The 20,155-nt window shown below is 69.8% G+C and carries 4 protein-coding genes (1 of these 4 cut by a window edge); all 4 read left to right on the forward strand.

Annotated features, from left to right (window positions below):
- Tightly spaced (each overlapping or abutting the next), the 4 genes in view from E8A74_RS00935 to E8A74_RS00950 form a layout consistent with a single transcriptional unit that may run on beyond the window.
- The gene (locus E8A74_RS00935) at positions 1-8,181 is read left to right on the forward strand and encodes a type I polyketide synthase (RefSeq protein WP_170228765.1); all 8,181 of its coding nucleotides are present in this window, start codon (positions 1-3) and stop codon (positions 8,179-8,181) included.
- Positions 8,178-12,971, forward strand: coding sequence for a type I polyketide synthase (locus E8A74_RS00940; protein WP_136926967.1), 4,794 nt, complete (start codon positions 8,178-8,180; stop codon positions 12,969-12,971). The genes E8A74_RS00935 and E8A74_RS00940 overlap by 4 nt, the downstream gene beginning before the upstream one ends.
- Positions 12,968-19,594 carry a type I polyketide synthase gene (locus tag E8A74_RS00945; protein WP_136926968.1) on the forward strand — a complete coding sequence of 2,209 codons (6,627 nt, stop codon included), beginning with the start codon at positions 12,968-12,970 and terminating at the stop codon, positions 19,592-19,594. The genes E8A74_RS00940 and E8A74_RS00945 overlap by 4 nt, the downstream gene beginning before the upstream one ends.
- Positions 19,591-20,155, forward strand: the beginning of a protein-coding gene (locus tag E8A74_RS00950; RefSeq protein ID WP_136926969.1) for a type I polyketide synthase. 2,726 nt of this gene lie beyond the right edge of the window; only the first 565 of its 3,291 coding nucleotides appear in the window; its start codon is at positions 19,591-19,593; the stop codon falls past the right edge of the window. Before E8A74_RS00945 ends, E8A74_RS00950 begins: the two co-directional genes overlap by 4 nt.

Below are 20,155 nucleotides of genomic sequence, written 5' to 3' on the forward strand. Positions count from 1 at the left end.
ATGACTCCACCCAACGCAGAGAACCTTTCGGCCTGGCTGGTCTCCCGCCTCGCCGAGCTTCGGGGGATCGATCCGCGGACCATCGACCCACGCGAGCGGTTCCATCGCTACGGGCTCGACTCCCTCGGCGCGACGAAGCTCATCGCGGATCTGGGCAAGCACCTCGGCCGTAGCCTCTCGCCGACCCTCGTATGGGAGCACGCGACCCCCGCGTCGCTGGCGAAGTTCTTGACGACCTCCACGGGTTCGTCCGTGGCGCCGACGTTGTCCGCGCGCCCGCCGCCGATGCCGCCGCGAACGACGTCGCCGGAGAACGAGCCCATCGCCATCGTGGGCATGGCGTGCCGGTTCCCCAAGGCGCCGGACCTCGACGCGTTCTGGCGGCTCTTGCACGACGGCATCGACGCGATCACCGAGGTGCCGCGCGACCGCTGGGACGCGGCGGACCTCTACGATCCGGACACGGCCGCCACGGGCAAGCTCAACACGCGCTGGGGCGGCTTCCTCGACCACGTCGACACCTTCGACCCGCAGTTCTTCGGCATCTCGCCGCGCGAGGCGGTGCAGATGGATCCGCAGCAGAGGCTCGCGCTCGAGCTCTCGCTGGAGGCGCTCGAAGACGCCGGGATCCCGCCGCCCACGCTGAAGGGCAGCCGCACGGGCGTCTTCGTCGGCGCGCTCTTCCTCGACCACGCGCTCCTCCAGGATCGCGCGGGGCGCGAGTCGATCACCGCGCACACGAGCACGGGCGGCGCCTCGTGCATCATCGCGAACCGCATCTCGTACGCGTTCGGCCTCCAGGGGCCGAGCATGACCGTGGACACGGCGTGCTCGTCGTCGATCGTCGCCATCCACCTCGCCTCGCAGAGCTTGCGCAGCGGCGAGACGGGCATCGCGATCGCGGGCGGCGTGAGCTTGATGCTCGTGCCCGAGACGACGATGGGCTTCACGCGGCTGAACGCGATGAGCCCCGACGGCCGCTGTCGCGCCTTCGACGCCCGCGGCAACGGCTACGTCCGCAGCGAGGGCGCCGGGCTCGTGATCCTGAAGCGCCTCTCGGACGCGCTCCGCGACGGCGACCGCATCTACGCGATCGTGCGCGGCAGCGCCGTGAACAACGACGGCGCGAGCAACGGCCTCACCGCGCCGAACCCGCTCGCCCAGCAGTCGATGCTGCGGGACGCGTGCCGCGCGGCCGGCATTGCGCCGGCGGACATCCAGTACGTCGAGGCGCACGGCACCGGCACGCCGCTCGGGGATCCGATCGAGGCGGGCGCGCTCGGGGCGGTGATCGGCGTCGAGCACCCGCCGGATCAGCCGCTCTGCATTGGGTCCGTCAAGACGAACGTCGGGCACCTCGAAGCGGCCGCGGGGATGGCGGGGCTCATGAAGGTCGCGCTCGCGATGCAGCACGACGCGCTGCCCCCGAGCCTGCATTACCAGTCGCCGAACCCGAACATCGACTTCCCTCGGCTGAACCTGCGTGTCGTCGCGAAGGTCGAGCCCTGGCCTGCGCCCGAGGGCACGCTGCGCCGCGCGGGCGTGAGCTCGTTCGGGTATGGCGGCACGAACGCGCACGTGATCCTGGAGAGCATGGCCCGCTCGACGGCGAGCGTCGCGCTGATCGAGGCGGGCGCGCCGGAGGCGATGGGCGCCTCGATCGGGCTCGCGCTCGAATCGATCCGAGGCGAGGAGGTGATCGCCGGGCGGGTCTTGCGTGGCCCTCCGGCCGGCCTGGGCCAGCGGCTCGCGGTCGTGGCGAGCACGAAGAGCGGCCTCGAAGCGCGGCTCGTCGAGGCCCGCGGCGGCGCCGAAGGGCGCGGAATTTTCCGCGGTGCGGCGCGCGGATCACGCCGCGTCGTGTGGGTGTTCTCGGGGCAGGGATCGCAGTGGGCGGGGATGGGCCGATCGCTCGTGCTCTCGGAGCCGAGCTTCCGCGCGGCGCTCACGCGGTGTGATCGTGTCCTCGGCCCGTTGCTCGGCTGGTCGGTGCTCGACGAGATCATGGCCGGCTCGACGCGCGTCGCCGCCGATCGCCTCGACGTCATGTGGCCCGTGCTCTTCGCGTTCCAGGTCGCGCTCGCGGAGCTCTTGCACGACCTCGGCCTCGAGCCGGGCGCGGTGATCGGCCACAGCATCGGTGAGGTCGCGGCGGCGCATGTCGCGGGCGTGCTCTCGCTCGAAGACGCGGCGCGGGTCATCGCGCATCAGGCGACGCTCGTGCAGCGCTCGGCCGGTCAGGGGATGATGCTGCTCGCGGGCGTCGGCTGGGACGAGGCGCAGTCGATCGCCGCCTCCTCGGGCGGCCGCATCACCGGCGCCATCGCCGCGAGCCCGACCTCCACGGTCTTCTCTGGGGAGGGCGGCGCGCTCGCCACACTCGCGGCGTCCTTTGCGTCGCGCGGCGTCTTCGCCCGCCCGGTCAGCACCGGCGCCGCCGTGCATGGGCCGCAGATGGCCTACCTCACGGACGAGCTGCCGCCTTTGCTCACCGGCCTGCACCCCATGAGCGCGCGGGTCCCTGTCGTCTCGAGCCTCACGGGCGAGCGCATCCGTGGCGAGGACCTCGACGTCCGGTACTGGTCGCGGCAGCTCCGTGAGCCGGTTCTGTTCGCGAACGGCATTCAGCGCCTCCTCGACGACGGGCTCGCGGTCTTCCTCGAAATTGCGCCGCACCCCATCGTCAAGCACTCGATCGAGGAGTGCATTCGCCACGTGGACAAGCAAGCCACGGCGGCTGCGGTGGCGGCGCTCTGGCGCAACGAGGACGAGGGCCGATCGATCCGCGAGGCCGTCGGCCAGCTCTTCGTGCACGGCGCGAGCGTGCTGGATCGCAGCGCGGAGACCGAGGCGACCGAGACGGGCCACGTGCATCTCGTGCCGGTCTCGGGCCAGACCGAGTCGGCGATGCGCGACGCTGCGCGGCGCCTCGCCCACTACATCAACGCGTCGAACGGGATCGTGCTGCGAGACGTTTGCTACACGATGAGCGTTCGCCGCGCGCACCACCGCACGCGCGGCGTCGTCGCGGCGCGCACGCGGGCGGAGGTCCTCGACGGCCTGCGCGCGCTCGCCGAGGGGCGTGATCATCCTCTCGCGCGCGCGGGCGCGTTGCCGATCGGCGGCCGGCGCGGTCTGGTCTTCGTGTTTCCGGGGCAGGGCTCGCAGTGGGTCGGCATGGGCCGCTCGCTCTTCGTGCAGAAGCCCGTCTTCCGCGAGGCGATCGAGGACTGCGACGTGGTGATCCGGCGCGAGGCGGGTTTCTCCGTCATCGAGGAGCTCCTCGCGGACGAGACGCGCTCGCAGCTCGGGCGCATCGACGTCGTGCAGCCCATGCTCTTCGCGATCGAGGTCGCGCTCGCCGCGCTCTGGCGCGCGTGGGGCGTCGAGCCGGACGCCGTGATCGGCCACAGCATGGGCGAGATCGCGGCGGCGCATGTCGCGGGTGTGCTCTCCCTCGAGGACGCGGCGAAGGTCATTTGCCGGCGGAGCAAGCTCCTTCGCCGCGTCGCGGGGCTCGGCGCGATGGCGCTCGTCGAGCTCGCGATGGACGAGGCCGAGCGCGCGCTCGTGGGGTACGAGGACCGGCTCAGCGTCGCGGTGAGCAATGGCCCGCGCTCCACCGTGATTTCGGGCGAGCCGGCGGCGCTCGAGGAGATCGTCGCGAAGCTCGAGGGGAGCGGCGTGTTTTGCCGTCGGGTGAAGGTCGACGTCGCCTCGCACAGCCCGCAGATGGACGTGCTGAAGCAGGACCTCTCGGCCGCGCTCGCCGAGCTTCGGCCGCGGCCCGCGAGCGTCGCCATGCGCTCGACCGTGACGGGCGAGCTCGTCACGGGCGTGGAGCTCGATGGGTCGTACTGGGTGAAAAACCTCCGCGCGCCCGTCCTCTTCGGCAGGGCCGTCGCGAAATCGGCCGAGGAGGGACAAACCCTCTTCGTGGAGATCAGCCCGCACCCGATCCTCTTGCATTCGATCGAGGAGACGCTGCGCATGCTCTCGAAAGAGGGGGCAGCCATTGCGTCGCTCCGGCGCAACGAGGACGAGCGCCATTGCCTCGTCGACGCGCTCGGCGCGCTCCACGTGAAGGGCCACGAGCTCACGTGGGGCAGGCTCTTCCCGCGCGGCGGCCGGTGCATTTCGCTGCCCACGTATCCGTGGCAGCGGGATCGTTACTGGCTGCCCGACGAGGTGAAATCGCGGATGCCGTCGTCGCGGCCGTGGCTCGCGCACGCCACGTCCCATGATCCCGCGGCGCACCCGCTGCTCGGGTCGCAGGTCCACCTCTCCGTCGAGCCCACGCTGCATTTTTGGGAGCAATCGCTGAGCACCACGGCGCTGCCTTACCTCGCGCATCATCGCGTGCAGAACGACCCCATCTTCCCCGGCGCGGGGTACGTGGAGATGGCGCTCGCCGCGGTCGTCGAGGTGCACGGCAAGGTCTCCGTCGCGCTCGAAGAGGTCACCTTCGATCGGATGCTCCCGGTCGGCAAGGACCCGGATCGGCGCGTCCAGTGCGTCCTCGTGGACGAGGAGCCGGGGCGCGCGTCGTTTCAGGTTTCGAGCCGCGAGGCGGGGGCGAAGACGTGGACGCGGCACGCGGCGGGCAAGGTGCGGACAGGCGTGGGCGCGCCGGGCGCGAGGATTTCGCGCGAGCGTCCTCGCGTGCTCCAGGCGCGTTGCCCGACGGTGGTCAACGCGGAGGCGTTTTATCGCCGCATGGAGGAAGGCGGGCTCTTTTATGGCCGGAGCTTCCGCGGCCTCGAACAGATGTGGCTCGGCTCCGAGGAGGGGCTCGCCCGCGTGTTCTTGCCGGCCGACGTGGCGGTGAATGCGGATCAATATCAGGTCCACCCGGCGCTGCTCGATGCCTGCTTCCAGACCCTCGTGCAGGTCCATGTCGCCTCGGAGACGGAGCCGCTCGGCACGTACGTGCTCTCGGGTGTGGACAAGATCCGGCTCCACCGCTCGCTCGGGCAGGAGGTGTGGGTTCATGCGCAGCTCCACCCGAGCGACGACAAGGTCAATCCCGCGGGTGACGTCTTCGTCATCGACGCGGATGGCCGGGTGCAGGCGGAGGTCCAGGGGCTCCGCATCAAGCGGCTGGAGAGTGGAAAATCGGCGCCTGCGAATGTGCTCGACGATTCTGTGTACACGATCGAGTGGCGCAAGAAGGACCTCGACGGCGAGTCGGTGCGGATCAAGTCGTCGGGCAACCCGGGCGCGTGGCTGTTTTTCGTCGACGAGGGCGGCACCGCGGCGTCCATGGCGTTTCTCCTGCTCGCGCGGGGCGAGACGTGCGTGCGGGTCCGCGTCGGGAGCCGGTTTGTCCGCCTCGAAGCGGGCCTCTTCGAGATCGATCCGACGAACCCCGAGCATTACCAGCGCGTCCTCCGCGAGGCGTTTGGCCGCGAGGTCCATTGCCGTGGGATCCTGCATCTCTTCGCGCTCGACGCGACCCCGTGGGAGCGGACCACGAACGACACCATCGAACGCGACGTCGCGAACGCCTGCCTGAGTGCGCTTTACCTCGTCCAGGCCGTGCTCCGGCAGGGGTGGCGTGACATGCCGCGCCTCTGGCTGGTCACGCGCGGCGCCCAGGCCGTACTCTCGAACGGCACGCCGCTCTCCGTCGCACAATCGACGTTATGGGGCCTCGGCCGCACGATCGCGCTCGAGCACCCCGAGCTCGAATGCACGCGCATCGACGTCGATCCGAGCCGCAGCGCGGACGAGGCCTCGGTCCTGCTCCGCGAGATCTCGGTGCGCGACCGCGAGGATCAGATCGCTTATCGCAAGGAAGGCCGGTACGTCGCGCGGCTCGTGCACAGCTCATTCGACGCCGTCGGGGTTGTCAAGGCGAACGTGCCGCCCGAGCGCGCGAATGGCAGGCCCTTCCGGCTGGAGAGCCTCGAAGTGGGGGTCCTCGATCAGCTCATGCTCCGCGAGGCGCCGCGCCGCCCACCAGGCCCGGGCGAGGTCGAGATCGAGGTCGAGGCCGCGGGGCTGAATTACGTCGACGTGATGAAGGCGATGGCTGCTTACCCCGGGACGGCCGGTGATGTCGCCACGCTCGGCCTCGAATGTGCGGGTCGTATCGTCGCGCTTGGCGAGGGCGTCGAGAACCTCTCCGTCGGCCAGGAAGTCGTCGCATACGCGCCGGGCGCCTTCGCGTCGCACGTGACCACGCTCGCCGCCTTCGTGGCGCCGAAGCCTGCGAAGATCAGCTTCGCGGAGGCCGCATCCATTCCTGTCGTCTTCACCACCGTCTATTATGCGCTCAATCGATTGGCGCGCCTGGGTCACGACGAGCGCGTCCTCGTGCACACGGCGACGGGCGGGACCGGCCTCGCGGCGATCCAGATCGCGCGGGTGCTCAAAGCCGAGGTCTTCGCGACCGCCGGCAGCGAAGAGAAGCGGAAGTACCTGCGATCCATCGGCATCGAGCACGTCATGGATTCCCGCACGCTCTCGTTCGTCAGCGAGGTCATGGAGAGCACGTCCGGGCAGGGCGTGGACGTCGTGCTCAATACGCTGACCGGCGATGCCCGCACACGGAGCCTGGAGCTGCTCGCGCCATACGGGCGCTTCGTCGAGCTCAGCAAGCGCGACATCTACGAGAACAAACAGCTCGCCATCACGCCGTTGCGGCGCAGCGTCTCGTTCGCGTCGGTCGATCTGCCCGGCATGTCCGTCGAGCGGCCGTCGCTGCTCGGCTCGCTGCTGAACGAGGTGATGCAGCTCTTCGAAATGGGCATCTTCCAGCCCTTGCCCGTGAAGGTCTTCCCGGCGTCGGAGGCGAATGCCGCGTTCAAGCTGATGTCCGAGGCGAAGCACATCGGCAAGGTCGTGCTTGTCATGAACGAGCCAACGGCTGCGATTCTTCCCGTGGAGGAGCCGCGTCCCCGCATTCGCCCCGACGTGTCGTATTTGATCACCGGCGGCTTCGGCGGCCTCGGGCTCTCGCTCGCGCAGTGGATGGTGGATCAGGGGGCGCGGCACCTCGCGCTCGTCTCGCGCCGCGCGCCGGCGCCCGCTGCGCGAGAGGCCATCCGGGCCATGGAAAAGGCCGGCGCGCAGGTCCTCGTCGTCGAGGCCGACGTCGCCCGGGAGGATCAGGTCGCGGTGATGCTCGCGCAGATCGACCGCGCGCTGCCGCCTCTGCGCGGGGTCGTGCACGCGGCCGGCGTCCTCGACGACAGGACCTTGCTGGAGCTCGATGAGGAACGCTTCCAACGCGTGCTCGAACCGAAGGTCGCCGGAGGGTTCAACCTGCACGCGCGCACCCGGGACCACCAGCTCGATTTCTTCGTGTTGTATTCGTCTGCGGCCTCGCTCCTCGGCGCACCGGGCCAGGGCAATTACGCGGCGGCCAATGCCTTCCTCGACGCCCTCGCGCATGCGCGCCGGCGCAGCGGTTTGCCCGCGACGAGCATTCACTGGGGGCCGTTCTCGGACGTCGGCCTCGCCGCCGCGCAGGGCAATCGTGGCCAGCGGCTGTCGTATCGCGGAATCGAGAGCCTTACGCCGCAGCAAGGGCTCCTTGCGTTCGCCCGTTTGCTCGAACGATCCCCGGCTGAGGTCGGCGTCCTGCGCCTCGCCGTGCACCAATGGCTCGAATTCTACCCGCAGCTCGCGGGCAGCCCCTTCTGGTCCGAACTCCAGCGGGATCCGAAGACGACGACGGACCGCCCGGCGCCGTCGAGCCGCGTGTCGTTCAAGGGCTTGCTCGAGCGTAGGCCTCCGGCGGAGCGGCTCCCCGTGCTGGAAAAACACATCCTGGAGCACGTGGGCCAGGTGCTCCGTCTCGACGTCGGGCGCATCGACCGGCTCGCCTCGTTCACGAGCCTCGGAATGGACTCGCTGCTCAGCCTGGAGCTACGCAATCGGCTCGAATCGAGCCTCGGCGTGCGGCTCTCGGCCACGCTCCTGTTCACGTATCCGAACCCGGCCTCGCTCGCCGATCACCTTCTCGACCGGATGAGCCTCTCGCCCGGCCGGCGTCCCGGGGACACGGCGCCCCCGTCCATGGCGGCGCCGCGGGCGGAGCGCTCGTCGGCGCTCCCGGCGAGGCCGAGTGACCCGATCCGCGTGCAGTCACCCAGGCACATTACGCAGTCGGAAGCCGAAATCCTGCTCGAGCTCGAGGAGGAGCTGGCTCGCTCGGAGGATTACCTCTCGTGACCACCAGACGCCCCGATGCCTCGCAGAGCATGACGACGCAGCACGACGACGACGCCCCGCCAGCGTCGGGGCTCTCGTCGATGCAGCGCGCGATCATGACGATCCAGAAGATGCGCGCGAAGATCGAGAACCTCGAGCGCGTGCGCGTCGAGCCGATCGCCATCATCGGCATGGGGTGCCGTTTTCCCGGGGGGGCGAACACGCCGGAGGCGTTTTTCGAGCTCTTGAAGCAGGGCGTGGACGCGATCACGGAGGTCCCGCCCGAGCGGTGGGGGCTCGGCGCGGACCCGTCCACCGATCCGGAGGCGCGCGCGGTTCGCTGGGGGGCGTTCCTGCGCGACGTCGACCTCTTCGATGCTCGGTTCTTTAACATCTCGCCGCGTGAGGCGTCGAAGATGGACCCGCAGCAGAGGCTCCTGCTCGAGGTCACGTGGGAGGCCCTCGAACGCGCGGGGCAGCTCCCCGAGCGCCTCGTCGGCAGCCGGACCGGCGTTTTTCTCGGCATCATGAACAACGATTATGCCGAGCTCTCCGCCATCGCCGGTATCGAGCAGGAGGACGCGTACACCACGACGGGCAATGGCCATTGTTTCCCGGCGGGCCGCATCTCGTACACATTCGGGTTTCAGGGTCCGAGCATGGCGGTCGACACCGCCTGCTCGTCGTCCCTCGTCGCGATTCACCTCGCCTGCCAGAGCTTGCGCAGCGGCGAGTGCAACATGGCGGTCGCGGGCGGCGTCAACCTCATGCTCGTCCCTTCGACCACGCGCAAATATGCTAGAACGCAGGCCCTGTCGCCCGACGGTCGATGCAAGACCTTCGACGCGACGGCGAACGGGTTCGTCCGGGGCGAGGGCTGCGGGATGGTCGTGCTCAAGCGGCTGTCGGACGCCGAGCGTGACGGCGACACGATCGTCGCGCTCATTCGTGGCTCCGCCGTCAACCAGGATGGACGCTCGACGGGCCTCACCACGCCGAACGTGCTCGCGCAGCAGGCGATGCTGACACAGGCGCTCGAGAGCTCGCGGATCGCGCCCTCCGACATCGGGTATGTCGAGACGCACGGCACGGGGACCTCGCTCGGGGATCCGATCGAGATGGAGGCGCTCACGCGCGTGTTCGGTCATCCCCGGGAGGCCGGCTCCGTGTGCGCGCTCGGGGCAGTGAAGACGAACATCGGGCACCTCGAGTCGGCCGCGGGGGTGGCCGGGCTCATCAAGAGCGCGCTCGTGCTTCAAAATGGGCTCATCCCGAAGAACATCCATTTCCGCACCTTGAATCCTCGCATCCAGCTCGACCGGACGCCCTTCGTGATTCCCACGGAGCCGCGACCCTGGCGGGCCGCGCTGAAGCGGCGCGTGGCGGGCGTGAGCTCGTTTGGCATGAGCGGGACGAATGCCCACGTCGTCGTGGAGGAGTTCGCGCAGAGCGCGGAGGAGGATCTCACCCCCGAGGCGAGTTCGTATCTCCTCCCCCTCTCGGCGAAGAGCCCCGAGGCGCTCCGGGCGCACGCGTCCGCGTTCCGCGATTACCTCACGAGCACGCAGGACGTCTCGTTTCGGGACGTCGTGCACACGGCGAGCTTGCGCCGGAGCCATTTCGAGTATCGCATCTCGGCTGTCGGCCGCACCCGGGAGGAGCTAGCGCGTTCGCTCGACGCGTTCCTGGGCGGCGAGGTGGGCGGGGGGCTCGCCACCGGAAAGTCCACGCCGGCGCGGGCGAAGGTCGTATTCGTCTTCTCGGGGCAGGGCGCGCAGTGGCTCGGGATGGGGCGGAAGCTCTACGAAGAGGAGTCGGCATTTCGATCGGTGATCGATTCGTGCGACGCTCTCCTCACCCCGCGGCTCGGATGGAGCCTGCTCGACGAGCTCGACACGACCGAGTCGATGTCGCGCTTGAACGAGACGCAGGTGGCGCAGCCGCTCATCTTTTCGATCCAGATCGCGCTCGTGGAGCTGCTCCGGTCCTGGGGGGTCGCGCCCGACGCGGTGATCGGTCACAGCGTCGGGGAGATCGCCGCTGCCTACATCGCCGGCATTCTTTCCCTGGACGAGGCGGTGCGCCTCGTCGCGATCCGCGGGCGGATCATGAACAAGGCGACGGGCCTCGGGAAAATGGTGGCGGTCGCGGCGAACCCCGACGTGGCGCGCCAGGCGATCGCCGGGTACGAGGACCGCCTGGCGATCGCCGCGGTGAACGATCCAGGCTCCGTCGTATTGAGTGGACAAACCGTCGCCCTCGACGAGGTCGTCGCGAAGCTCGAACGCGAAGGGGTCTCGTGCCGGCCGCTGCGCGTCAATTATGCGTTTCACAGCCCGCAGATGGAGCCGCTCGCGACGGAGCTCGTCGAGCGGCTCGTGCGCGTCACGGCGCGGCGAGCCACGCTCGCGATGTACAGCACCATCCTCTCCGAGTGCGTCGAGGGCAAGGAGCTCGACGCGCGGTACTGGGGCCGGAACGTGCAGGACACCGTCCAGTTCGCGGGAGCCGTGGACGCCGCGATTCACGACGGATATCAGCTCTTTCTGGAGGTCGGGCCTCACCCGGTGCTGGCGGCGAACGTCGAGCAATGCCTTGCGATGCGCAAGGCGGCCGGGCTCGTCGCGTTCACCCTGCGGCGCAACCAGGACGAGCGCCGCTCGCTGCTCGAAGCGACGGGCGCGCTTTATACGCGCGGATGTGCGCCGGAATGGGCGAGGCTCGCGCCTAGCGGCGGAAAATGCGTCCCGCTGCCCACCTATCCCTGGCAACGGCAGCGGTATTGGCTGGAGCTCCCCGAGGACGCGCCGTTCGCCGCCGTGGGTCGGAAGGGGAAGAGCGACGCGCCGACCACGCAGAGCGCGCAGGACGATATGGTCTTCGGGCTCGCGTGGCGCGCAGCTCCGGCGGCCGTCGATGCGAATTGCGCGTCGGCCCGCGTGGGCACCTGGATGGTCCTCTGCGACGAACGGGGGACGGGACGCGCGCTCGGCGCGATGATGCGCGCGCGAGGCATTCCCTGCGTGCTCGTCGAGGCGGGCGAGCGGTATGAGCGTGTCGACGCGACGACGTACCGGATCCAGCTCACGAGCGCCGAGGATCATGTCGAGCTCTTGAAGGCGGTCTTCGACGAGAACACCGTTTGCGCGGGCGTCGTCCACCTGTTCGCCCTCGACGCGGTGCCGGTCGAGCGCGCGAGCGTGTCGACGCTGGAGGCCGATGGGGATCGCGTCGTTGGTAGCGCCTTGTTCCTCGTGCAGGCGCTCGTGCAGCGAGCCTTCCGCGAAGGGCCGCGGCTCGTCTTCGTGACCCGCGGGGCGCAGGCGGTCCTCGGCGACGTCGACGTCGTCTCTGTGGCCCAGGCGCCGCTCTGGGGGTTCCGCCGGACGCTTGCCCTCGAGCACCCGGACCTCGACGGGAAACTCGTGGACCTCTCCCCCGAGGTCGATCCCCTCGACGTCGAGCGTCTCTGCCACGAGCTCTTCGTGAACGACAGCGAGAGCGAGGTCGCGCTCCGCGGGGAGCTGCGTCACGTCGCGCGCATGACCCACAGCTCGTTCGACGCCGCGCCGGCGCGAGGCCACGCGGTTCGTCCGGAGTCCTCGTACCTCATCACGGGCGGACTCGGCGGGCTTGGTTTGTCAGTTGCGCAATGGCTGGTGGCGCAGGGCGCCCGGCACGTCGCGCTCGTGGGCCGTCGTGCGCCCACGCCGGCGGCGCACGAGGCGATCGCGCGCTTACGCGAGGTAGGGGCAAACGTGGTCGTGCTGGAGGCCGACGTTTCCCGCGCGGCGGACGTCGATGCCGTCCTCGAGCGGGTACGCGCGGAGGCGCGACCGCTCGCGGGCATCGTGCACGCGGCCGGCGTCGTCGACGACCGGACGCTGCTCGATCTTTCACGCGACAAACTCGCGCGTGTGTTCGGACCGAAGATGCTCGGCTCGTGGAACCTGCACGAGCGTACGCGCGCCGAGCCGCTCGATTTCTTCGTGATGTACTCCTCGACGGCGTCTTTGCTCGGCTCGCCCGGTCAGGCGAATTATGCCGCGGCGAACGCGTTCATGGATGCGCTCGCGCACATGCGGGTCGCCGCCGGATTGCCGGCGACGAGCATCCACTGGGGCCCGTTCTCCGACGTGGGCATGGCGGCGCTGCGCGACAATCGTGGCCAGAGGCTCTCCAGCCGAGGCCTCGAGAGCCTGACGCCGGAGGAGGGCGCACGAGCGCTCGGGCTGATCCTCGCGCGTCCGCGCGCCGAGGTGGCCGTCATGCGGTTTTCCCCGCGGCGCTGGCTCGATTTTTACCCGCAGGCGGCGGCCTCTCCCATGTTCGCGGAGCTCTCCCGCGAGCGCGGGGGCGATGCGGCGGCGTCGGAGGCGCGAAGGCGATTGCGGGAGGAGCTCGAGCGCGTGACGCCCGCCGAGCGGGTCGAACAGCTCGCGGCGCACGTCCTCGGCGAGCTTGGGAAGGTGCTCCGTCAGGAGCCTCGTCAGCTCGACCCGCGCGCGGGGTTCTCGAGCCTCGGCATGGACTCGTTGATGGGCGTCGAGCTGCGCAATCGAATCGAAGCGACCCTCGGCATCAAGCTCGCGGCGACCATGCTCTACACGTACACGAGTCCCACGGCGCTCATTGACCATCTGGCCAGCCAGTTCGCCGCGCCGCCGAAGCGCGCGGTCGAGGCGCCGGCCGCGCCCCCGGCGCCTTCGCCTGCCGCAGAGCCGGCGAAGGAGGGGGCCGGCGGCGAGGACGACCTGCTCTCCGCGTTCGATGCGTCGCTGCGTGAAATCGAGGAGCAGAAACTGCGATGAGCGGGTCGGCATCCGTGGACGAATATCGCGCCCGGCTCCGGGAGGCGCTTGCGGTTATCAACGATTTGAAAGCGCGCGTCCAGGCAGCCGAGCGCGCGCGGGTCGAGCCGATTGCGATTCTCGGAATGGGGTGCCGGTTTCCCGGCGGCGGGGAGGGGCCGGAGGCCTTTCGCGAGGCGCTCCGCCGCGGCGTGGATGCGGTGCGCGAGATCCCGGCGACGCGCTGGCCCGCGTGGATGGTGCCGAAGGACCGACCCGAGGTGCGTCACGCAGCGCTCCTCGACGATATCGACGGGTTCGACGCCGCCTTTTTCGGCATCTCGCCGCGAGAGGCACAGAGCCTGGATCCGCAGCAGCGCCTCCTGCTCGAAGTGGTGTGGGAGGCGCTGGAGGACGGCGGGCAACGCCCCGACGCGCTCATGGGCAGCCGTACGGGCGTCTTCGTCGGGATCGGGACGCTCGATTATCAGCAGCGCATCGTTTCCGTCGGGCCGGGGGCCCTCGACACGTATTCGGCCACGGGGAACCTCGGGAGCACGGCGGGAGGCCGGCTCGCCTTCACGCTCGGCCTCGTCGGGCCTTGCATCACCGTGGACACGGCATGCTCGTCGTCGCTCGTCGCGACACACCTCGCCTGCCAGAGCTTGCGGAGCGGCGAGTGTGACGTCGCGATCGTGGCCGGCGCCAATGCGCTGGTATCGCCCTTCACGATGACCATGCTTTCGCACATGCGGGCGCTGTCGCCGGATGGGCGCTGCAAGACGTTCGACGCGCGGGCAAACGGCTACGTGCGGGGCGAGGGGTGCGGGGTCGTGATCCTGAAACGCGCCTCGGACGCGCGCCGGGACGGCGATCGCATTCGCGCGTTGATCCGGGGCTCGGCGGTGAATCAGGATGGGCGGTCGACCGGTCTGACGACGCCGAACGTGCTCTCCCAGCAGGCGCTCCTGCAGCAGGCGCTCGCGAATGCGCGGCTCACGCCTTCGCAGATCGGGTTCATCGAGGCGCACGGGACCGGGACCCCGCTGGGAGATCCCATCGAGCTCGACGCGCTGCGGGCCGTGTTCGGCGAGCCGCGCCCGGACGGATCGACGTGCGTGATCGGCGCTGTCAAGACGAACATTGGTCACCTGGAGGGGGCGGCCGGGATCGCGGGCCTCATCAAGGCGGCGCTGGCGCTCGAATACGAGGAGATCCCCGGGAATCTGCATTTCCGCGTGCTCAATCCGCGATGCGACATCGAGGGGACACCCTTCGTCCTGCCGACGGGGCCCGTGCCCTGGAAGAGGGGAATGGCGCCTCGTTTCGCGGGCATAAGCTCGTTCGGGATCAGCGGGACGAACGCGCACGTCATCCTGGAAGAGGCGCCGATCGAGCCCGAGCCGACGCGGCCGTCGCCGCCCGTCGGACCGTTTTTGCTTCCGCTCAGCGCGAAGAGCTCGGGGGCGCTCCTCGCGCTCTCGAAGAAATACGCCGCGTGGATTGGATCGAAATCGGAGGAGGCGCTCTCCGACGTCACGCAAACGGCGAGCGAGCGCAGGGCTCATCACGAGTATCGCCTCGCGGTCGTGGGACGTACGAGCGCCGAGGTCGCGGAGGCGCTCGCCTCCTACGCGGATGGGCAGGTTCGTCCGGGCGTCGCGCAGGGGCGCGTGCCGGTGCAGGGCGCGCCGAAGGTCGTATTCGTGTTCCCGGGTCAGGGCTCGCAATGGCTGGGGATGGGCCGGCAGCTCCTCGCGGAGGATCTCGCGTTTCGTCAGGCATTGGAGGCTTGTGACGCGGCGATTCGCGCCGAGGTTGGTTTCTCGGTCCTCGCGGAGCTCGCCGCGGATGAGGCGAGCGCGCGCCTCGGTGACATGGCCGTCGTGCAGCCGCTCCTGTTCGCGATCGAGGTCGCCCTCGTGGCCACGTGGCGCTCCTTCGGCGTCGAGCCCGATGTCGTCGTGGGCCATAGCATGGGCGAGGTAGCGGCGGCGCACGTCGCAGGCATCCTGAGCCTCGCGGATGCGGCGAAGGTGATTTGCCGGCGGAGCCGGCTCCTCAAGCGCGTGAGCGGCAAAGGAGCCATGGCGCTCGTGGAGCTCACGATGGCGGAGGCGGAGCAGGCGCTCGGGACGCGGGCCGCTCGCCTCGGCATTGCGGCCCAGAATGGGCCTCGCTCGACCGTGTTGTCCGGGAACGCCGACGCGCTCGAAGAGGTTCTCGCCGAGCTTGGCAAGCGCGGCGTGTTTTTCCGCCGGGTGAAGGTCGACGTCGCCTCGCACAGCCCCGAGGTCGATCCCTTGCTCGGCGAGCTGCGGGAGGCGCTCGCGGAGGTGCGGCCGGGCCCGGCCGCGATTTCGATGCGCTCGACGGTGACGGGCGGGCTGCTCGCTGGTCCCGAGCTCGACGCGGGCTACTGGGTGCGGAACCTGCGTGAGCCGGTGCGGCTCTCGCAGGTCACGAGCGCGCTCCTCGGGGCGTCGCCATGTGTGTTCGTGGAAATCAGCCCGCACCCGATCCTCGTGGCGTCGATCGAGGAAAACCTGCACGAGGCGAACCGGGAGGGCGCGGCCATCGCCTCGCTCCGGCGAGAGTCGAACGAGCGGCGCGCCATGCTGGAGGCGCTGGCCGCTTTGTACACGCACGGCGTGAGCGTGCGGTCGGCCCCGCTCGACGCCGCGCGCCGGCCGATCGTGCCTCTGCCCTCCTATCCGTTTCAGCACGAACGATACTGGATCGAAATCGGGGAGCGACGCGGCCGCGCCGCTGCCGCTGCCGGCGCACATCCGCTCCTCGGCGCGCGCGTCTCCCCCGCGGCCGCGCCGGAGATCCATTGCTGGGAGGTGTGGATCGACGTGAAGTCGTTCCCCTATCTCGCGGACCACCGTGTCCAGGGGGAGATCGTGTTCCCCGGCGCGGGATACGTGGAAATGGCGCTCGCGGCGGCGGCGGAGGTTCTCGGTGAGAATGCGGCGCTGCTCGAGGATCTCTCGTTCGAGCAGATGCTCGCGCTGCCCTCCGAGGGCGGCCGCGTCGTGCAGGTGACGCTGATCCAGGAGGGCGGGGGTGCGGCGAGGGTCGTCATTGCGAGCCGTGAAGAGGGCGCGACGACGTGGGTGACGCACGCGCAGGGCAAGCTCCGCGTGGCCTCGGCGTCGGCCGTCGAGGTCGAATCGCGTCGCGCCGTCGAGGAGCGGTGCCCGACGCTTTTCGAGGGAGTGGAGCATTATGCGCGCATGGAGGCGCGCGGGCTCTCGTACGGCGAGCGCTTCCAGGGCGTCGTCCGGGGTCGCATGGGGGAAGGCGAGGTCGTCGCGTCGGTGCAAATGCCGGCGGGCCTCGACGGGGATGCGGAGGGCCATCGTCTGATGCCCGCGCTTCTCGACGCGTGTTTTCAGGCGGCGGCCTGGGCGATCGGGTCCTGGGTTTCTGGAAAGGAACCGTTTGTCCCCGTCAGCGTCTCGCGCGTCTCCGCGCACGGGCGTCTCGGTCGCGCGGTGTGGGTGCATGCGCGCCTCCTCGGCGGGGAGCGCGATGGCGCGCCGAGGCTATCGCTCCGCGTGATGGACGAGCGTGGCGCCTTGCGGGTCGAGATCGGCGAGCTCCGCCTGCAGCGCCTCCTTTCGAGCGCGGAGCAGGCGCGTGACCCTCTGGAGGGTTGCTCTTATGTCGTGGAATGGCGGAGGAAGGATCTCGAGCGAAGGCAAGCGCCTGCCGTCGCGGCCGCGAGCGGCGCCTGGCTCGTGATCACGGACGCTGGAGGCAGGGGGGAGGCGATCGCGCGGCTCCTCCGGGAGCGCGGTGATGCCTGCGTCGAGGTCGCCCGTGGGCCGGGTCGGGAGCGGCTCGGACCGTCGGAATATCGGATTGACGTCACCGATCCGGACGCGCTGCGCTGGATGCTCGCCGAGGCGTTCGGCGGCCAGCGCGCCTGTCGTGGCGTCGTTTGCATGCAAGCGCTCGACGCCGCGCCGTGGAAGGACACGACCGCCGATTCCCTCGGTGCCGACCTGCGCGGCGGCCTGCTCGGGACGCTGCGGGTGACGCAGGCTATCCTGCGCCACGGATTCAGGGATCGACCGAAGCTCTTCCTCGTGACGTGCGGCGCGCAGGCGGCAGGGCGGGACGCGCGCTCCCTCGCTGTGTCGCAATCGCCCTTGTGGGGGTTTGGCAGGACGCTCGCCATCGAGAACCCCGAGCTCGAATGCACGCGGATCGATCTGCCGGCGCAGCCGGGCGAGGACGACGCCGCGCGGCTCCTCTATGAAGTCGTCGAGGGCGACGGCGAGGACGAGATCGCGCTCCGGAGCGAAGGTCGTTACGTCGCGCGCCTCGTGCGCGCGGATCTCTCGGCGAAGGCGACGGAGGAGGCGGCCACGCGTCGGGAGCCCGCGGCCGGGAGGCCCTTCCGGCTGGAGATTCCCGAGCCGGGCGTGCTCGACCGATTCACGTTGCGCCCCGTGACGCGCAGGCAGCCCAGCCGGGGCGAGGTGGAAATCGAGGTCGAGGCGGCGGGCCTCAATTTCATCGACGTGCTCAAGGCCATGGGCATTTATCCCGGAATGGACGGGACGGCGCCGCTGCTCGGCGGGGAATGCGCCGGGCGGATCGTGGCGGTGGGCGAGGGTGTGGAGGGCCTGCACCCCGGGCAGGAGGTCATCGCGGCTGTGATGGGCGCGTTCGCGACGCACGTGGTCGCGAAGGCAGCGTTCGTCGTTCCGAAGCCGCCGGGGCTCTCGTTCGAGCAAGCAGCGGCGATTCCTGGCGTCTTCACGACGGTGCATTATGCGCTGCGGGACGTGGGGCGCGCGCGCCGAGGCGAGCGGATTCTCGTGCATTCGGCGACGGGCGGCACGGGGCTCGCGGCTATCGTGGTGGCGCGGGCGCTCGGCCTCGAGGTCTTTGCCACGGCGGGCAGTGAGGAGCGGCGCGCGTACCTGCGCGCGATGGGCATCGAGCACGTGATGGACTCGCGGTCGCTCGGATTTGCGGACGAGATCATGCGCACCACGCGCGGAGCCGGCGTGGACCTTGTCCTGAACTCGCTGACGGGCGAGGCGATCGTCAAAGGGCTCGAGGTGCTCGCGCCCTACGGGAGGTTCCTCGAACTCGGCAAGCGCGATATTTACGACAACCATCGCCTCGGGCTCCTGCCCTTCAAGAAGAGCCTGTCGTACACGGCCATCGATCTCGCCGGCATGAGCGTGGACGCCCCCGATACCTATGCGAGGCTGCTCCGGGAGGTCGTCGCCTCGCTCGAGGACGGGACGTACGCACCCCTGCCGATCGAGGTCCTGCCCGTGTCCCACGCGGACGAGGCGTTCCGTCGGATGGCGCAGGCGCGGCACATCGGCAAGCTCGTCGTCCGGATGCGGGACGCAGAGGCGCAGGTCGACGCGACGCGTGCGTCCGCCGTGGCCGTGCGGGGCGACGCGACATATCTCCTTACGGGCGGCCTCGGCGGTCTTGGCCTTTCCTTGTCGCAGTGGCTCGTGGATCGAGGGGCGCGGCACCTCGCGCTCGTGGGTCGCAGCGAGCCGTCCGAGGAGGCACGACAGATCCTTCAATCGATGCGGGACGCCGGAGCCGACGTGCGTACGTTCCGCGTCGACGTTTCGAATCGCGCGGCTGTGGAGGGGTTGATCGAGGCGGTGGAGCGGGACATGCCGCCCTTGCGCGGTATCGTGCACGCGGCGGCGGTGCTCGCCGATCGGACGGTCGTGGAGATGGGCGAGGCCGAGCTTTTCCTGCCGCTGGCCCCGAAGGTCCTCGGCGCGTGGAACCTGCACGCGGCGACCCGCGGCCGTGGCCTCGACATGTTCGTGCTTTATTCGTCGGCGGCCGGTCTGCTCGGAAATCCGGGGCAAGCGAGTTATGCCGCCGGGAACGTGTTCATGGACGCCCTCGCGCGCGCCCGCGTGGCGGAGGGGTTGCCGGGCATGAGCATTCAATGGGGGCCCTTCGCGGACGTTGGACTCGCGGCGGCCGAGGACAAACGCGGCAAGCGCCTCGCGACCCGCGGCATCGAGAGCTTGACGCCCGAGGAAGGGACGCGGCTCTTCGGTCGGCTCCTCGAGCGCTCCTTTGCGGAGATCGGGCTGTTCAAGCTGTCGATGCGCCAGTGGCTCGAATTCTATCCGCAGGCCTCGGGGCTCAGCTTTTTTTCCGACCTCGAGCGCGAAGGCGACAAGCACGGCCCGGAAAAACCATCGGGCTTTCGCGAGGCCATCGTGCAGGCCGGGGCCGCCGAGCGGACGTCGATGCTCGAAGCGCACGTCATCGAGCAGATCGCGCGCGTGCTACGGATGGACGCCTCGCGCATCGATCGCCGCGCGCCCTTCGCGAGCCTGGGTATGGACTCCTTGACGAGCCTGGAGCTGCGGAACCGGCTGGAAGCGAGCCTCGGAGAGCGGCTCTCGGCGGCGCTCCTGTTCACCTATTCCACGCCAGCCGCGCTCGCGGTCCACCTCATCGAGCGGATGGGCCCGTCGAGCCCGGCCGCGCCGGTCGTCGCGGAAGTGCCGCCTGCGCCTGCGCCTGCTCTCGCCCGCGACGAGGTCGCGGAGGGGACGATCGACGACGATATTCTTTCGGCGTTCGACGCGTCGCTTTTGCGCGTCAAGGCGGAGAATCTGCGATGAGCGCTCTGCTCGAAGAGTATCGGTCGCGCCTCCGCGAGGCGCTCTCGGTCATCAACGAGCTGAAATCACGCCTGGACACGGCGGAGCGCGCGTCCGTCGAGCCCATCGCGATCATCGGGATGTCGTGCCGATTCCCCGGTGGAGGGGGCGGCCCCGACCGGTTCTTCGATTCGCTTCTGCGCGGCGTCGACGCCGTCGGCGAGATTCCGCCGGAGCGATGGCCGAAGGAGGCGATCCCGGGGGATCGGCCCGAGGTGCGCTGGGCGGCGCTGCTCGACGATCTTTCCGGGTTCGACGCGGAGTTCTTCGGCATCGCGCCCCGGGAAGCGCAGAGCCTCGATCCGCAGCAACGGCTCTTGCTCGAGGGCGCGTGGGAGGCGCTGGAGGACGCGGGGACGCGGCCGGACACGCTGTCCGGGAGCAAGACCGGGGTTTTCGTCGGTATATGCGCGTCGGACAACCAGCACCGTGTCCTCATCCGCGGCACGGATCAGTTCGACATGTACTGCGCCACCGGCAATGCCTACAGCACGGCGGCAGGCCGGATCTCGTTCGTCCTCG

It is taken from the genome of Polyangium fumosum, from assembly GCF_005144585.1.
Taxonomy (GTDB): Bacteria; Myxococcota_A; Polyangia; order Polyangiales; family Polyangiaceae; genus Polyangium; species Polyangium fumosum.

Coding starts and splice junctions, on each gene's coding strand:
- E8A74_RS00935 (WP_170228765.1), top strand. CDS start 1: ATGACTCCACCCAACGCAGAGAACCTTTCGGCCTGGCTGGTCTCCCGC.
- E8A74_RS00945 (WP_136926968.1), top strand. CDS start 12,968: ATGAGCGGGTCGGCATCCGTGGACGAATATCGCGCCCGGCTCCGGGAG.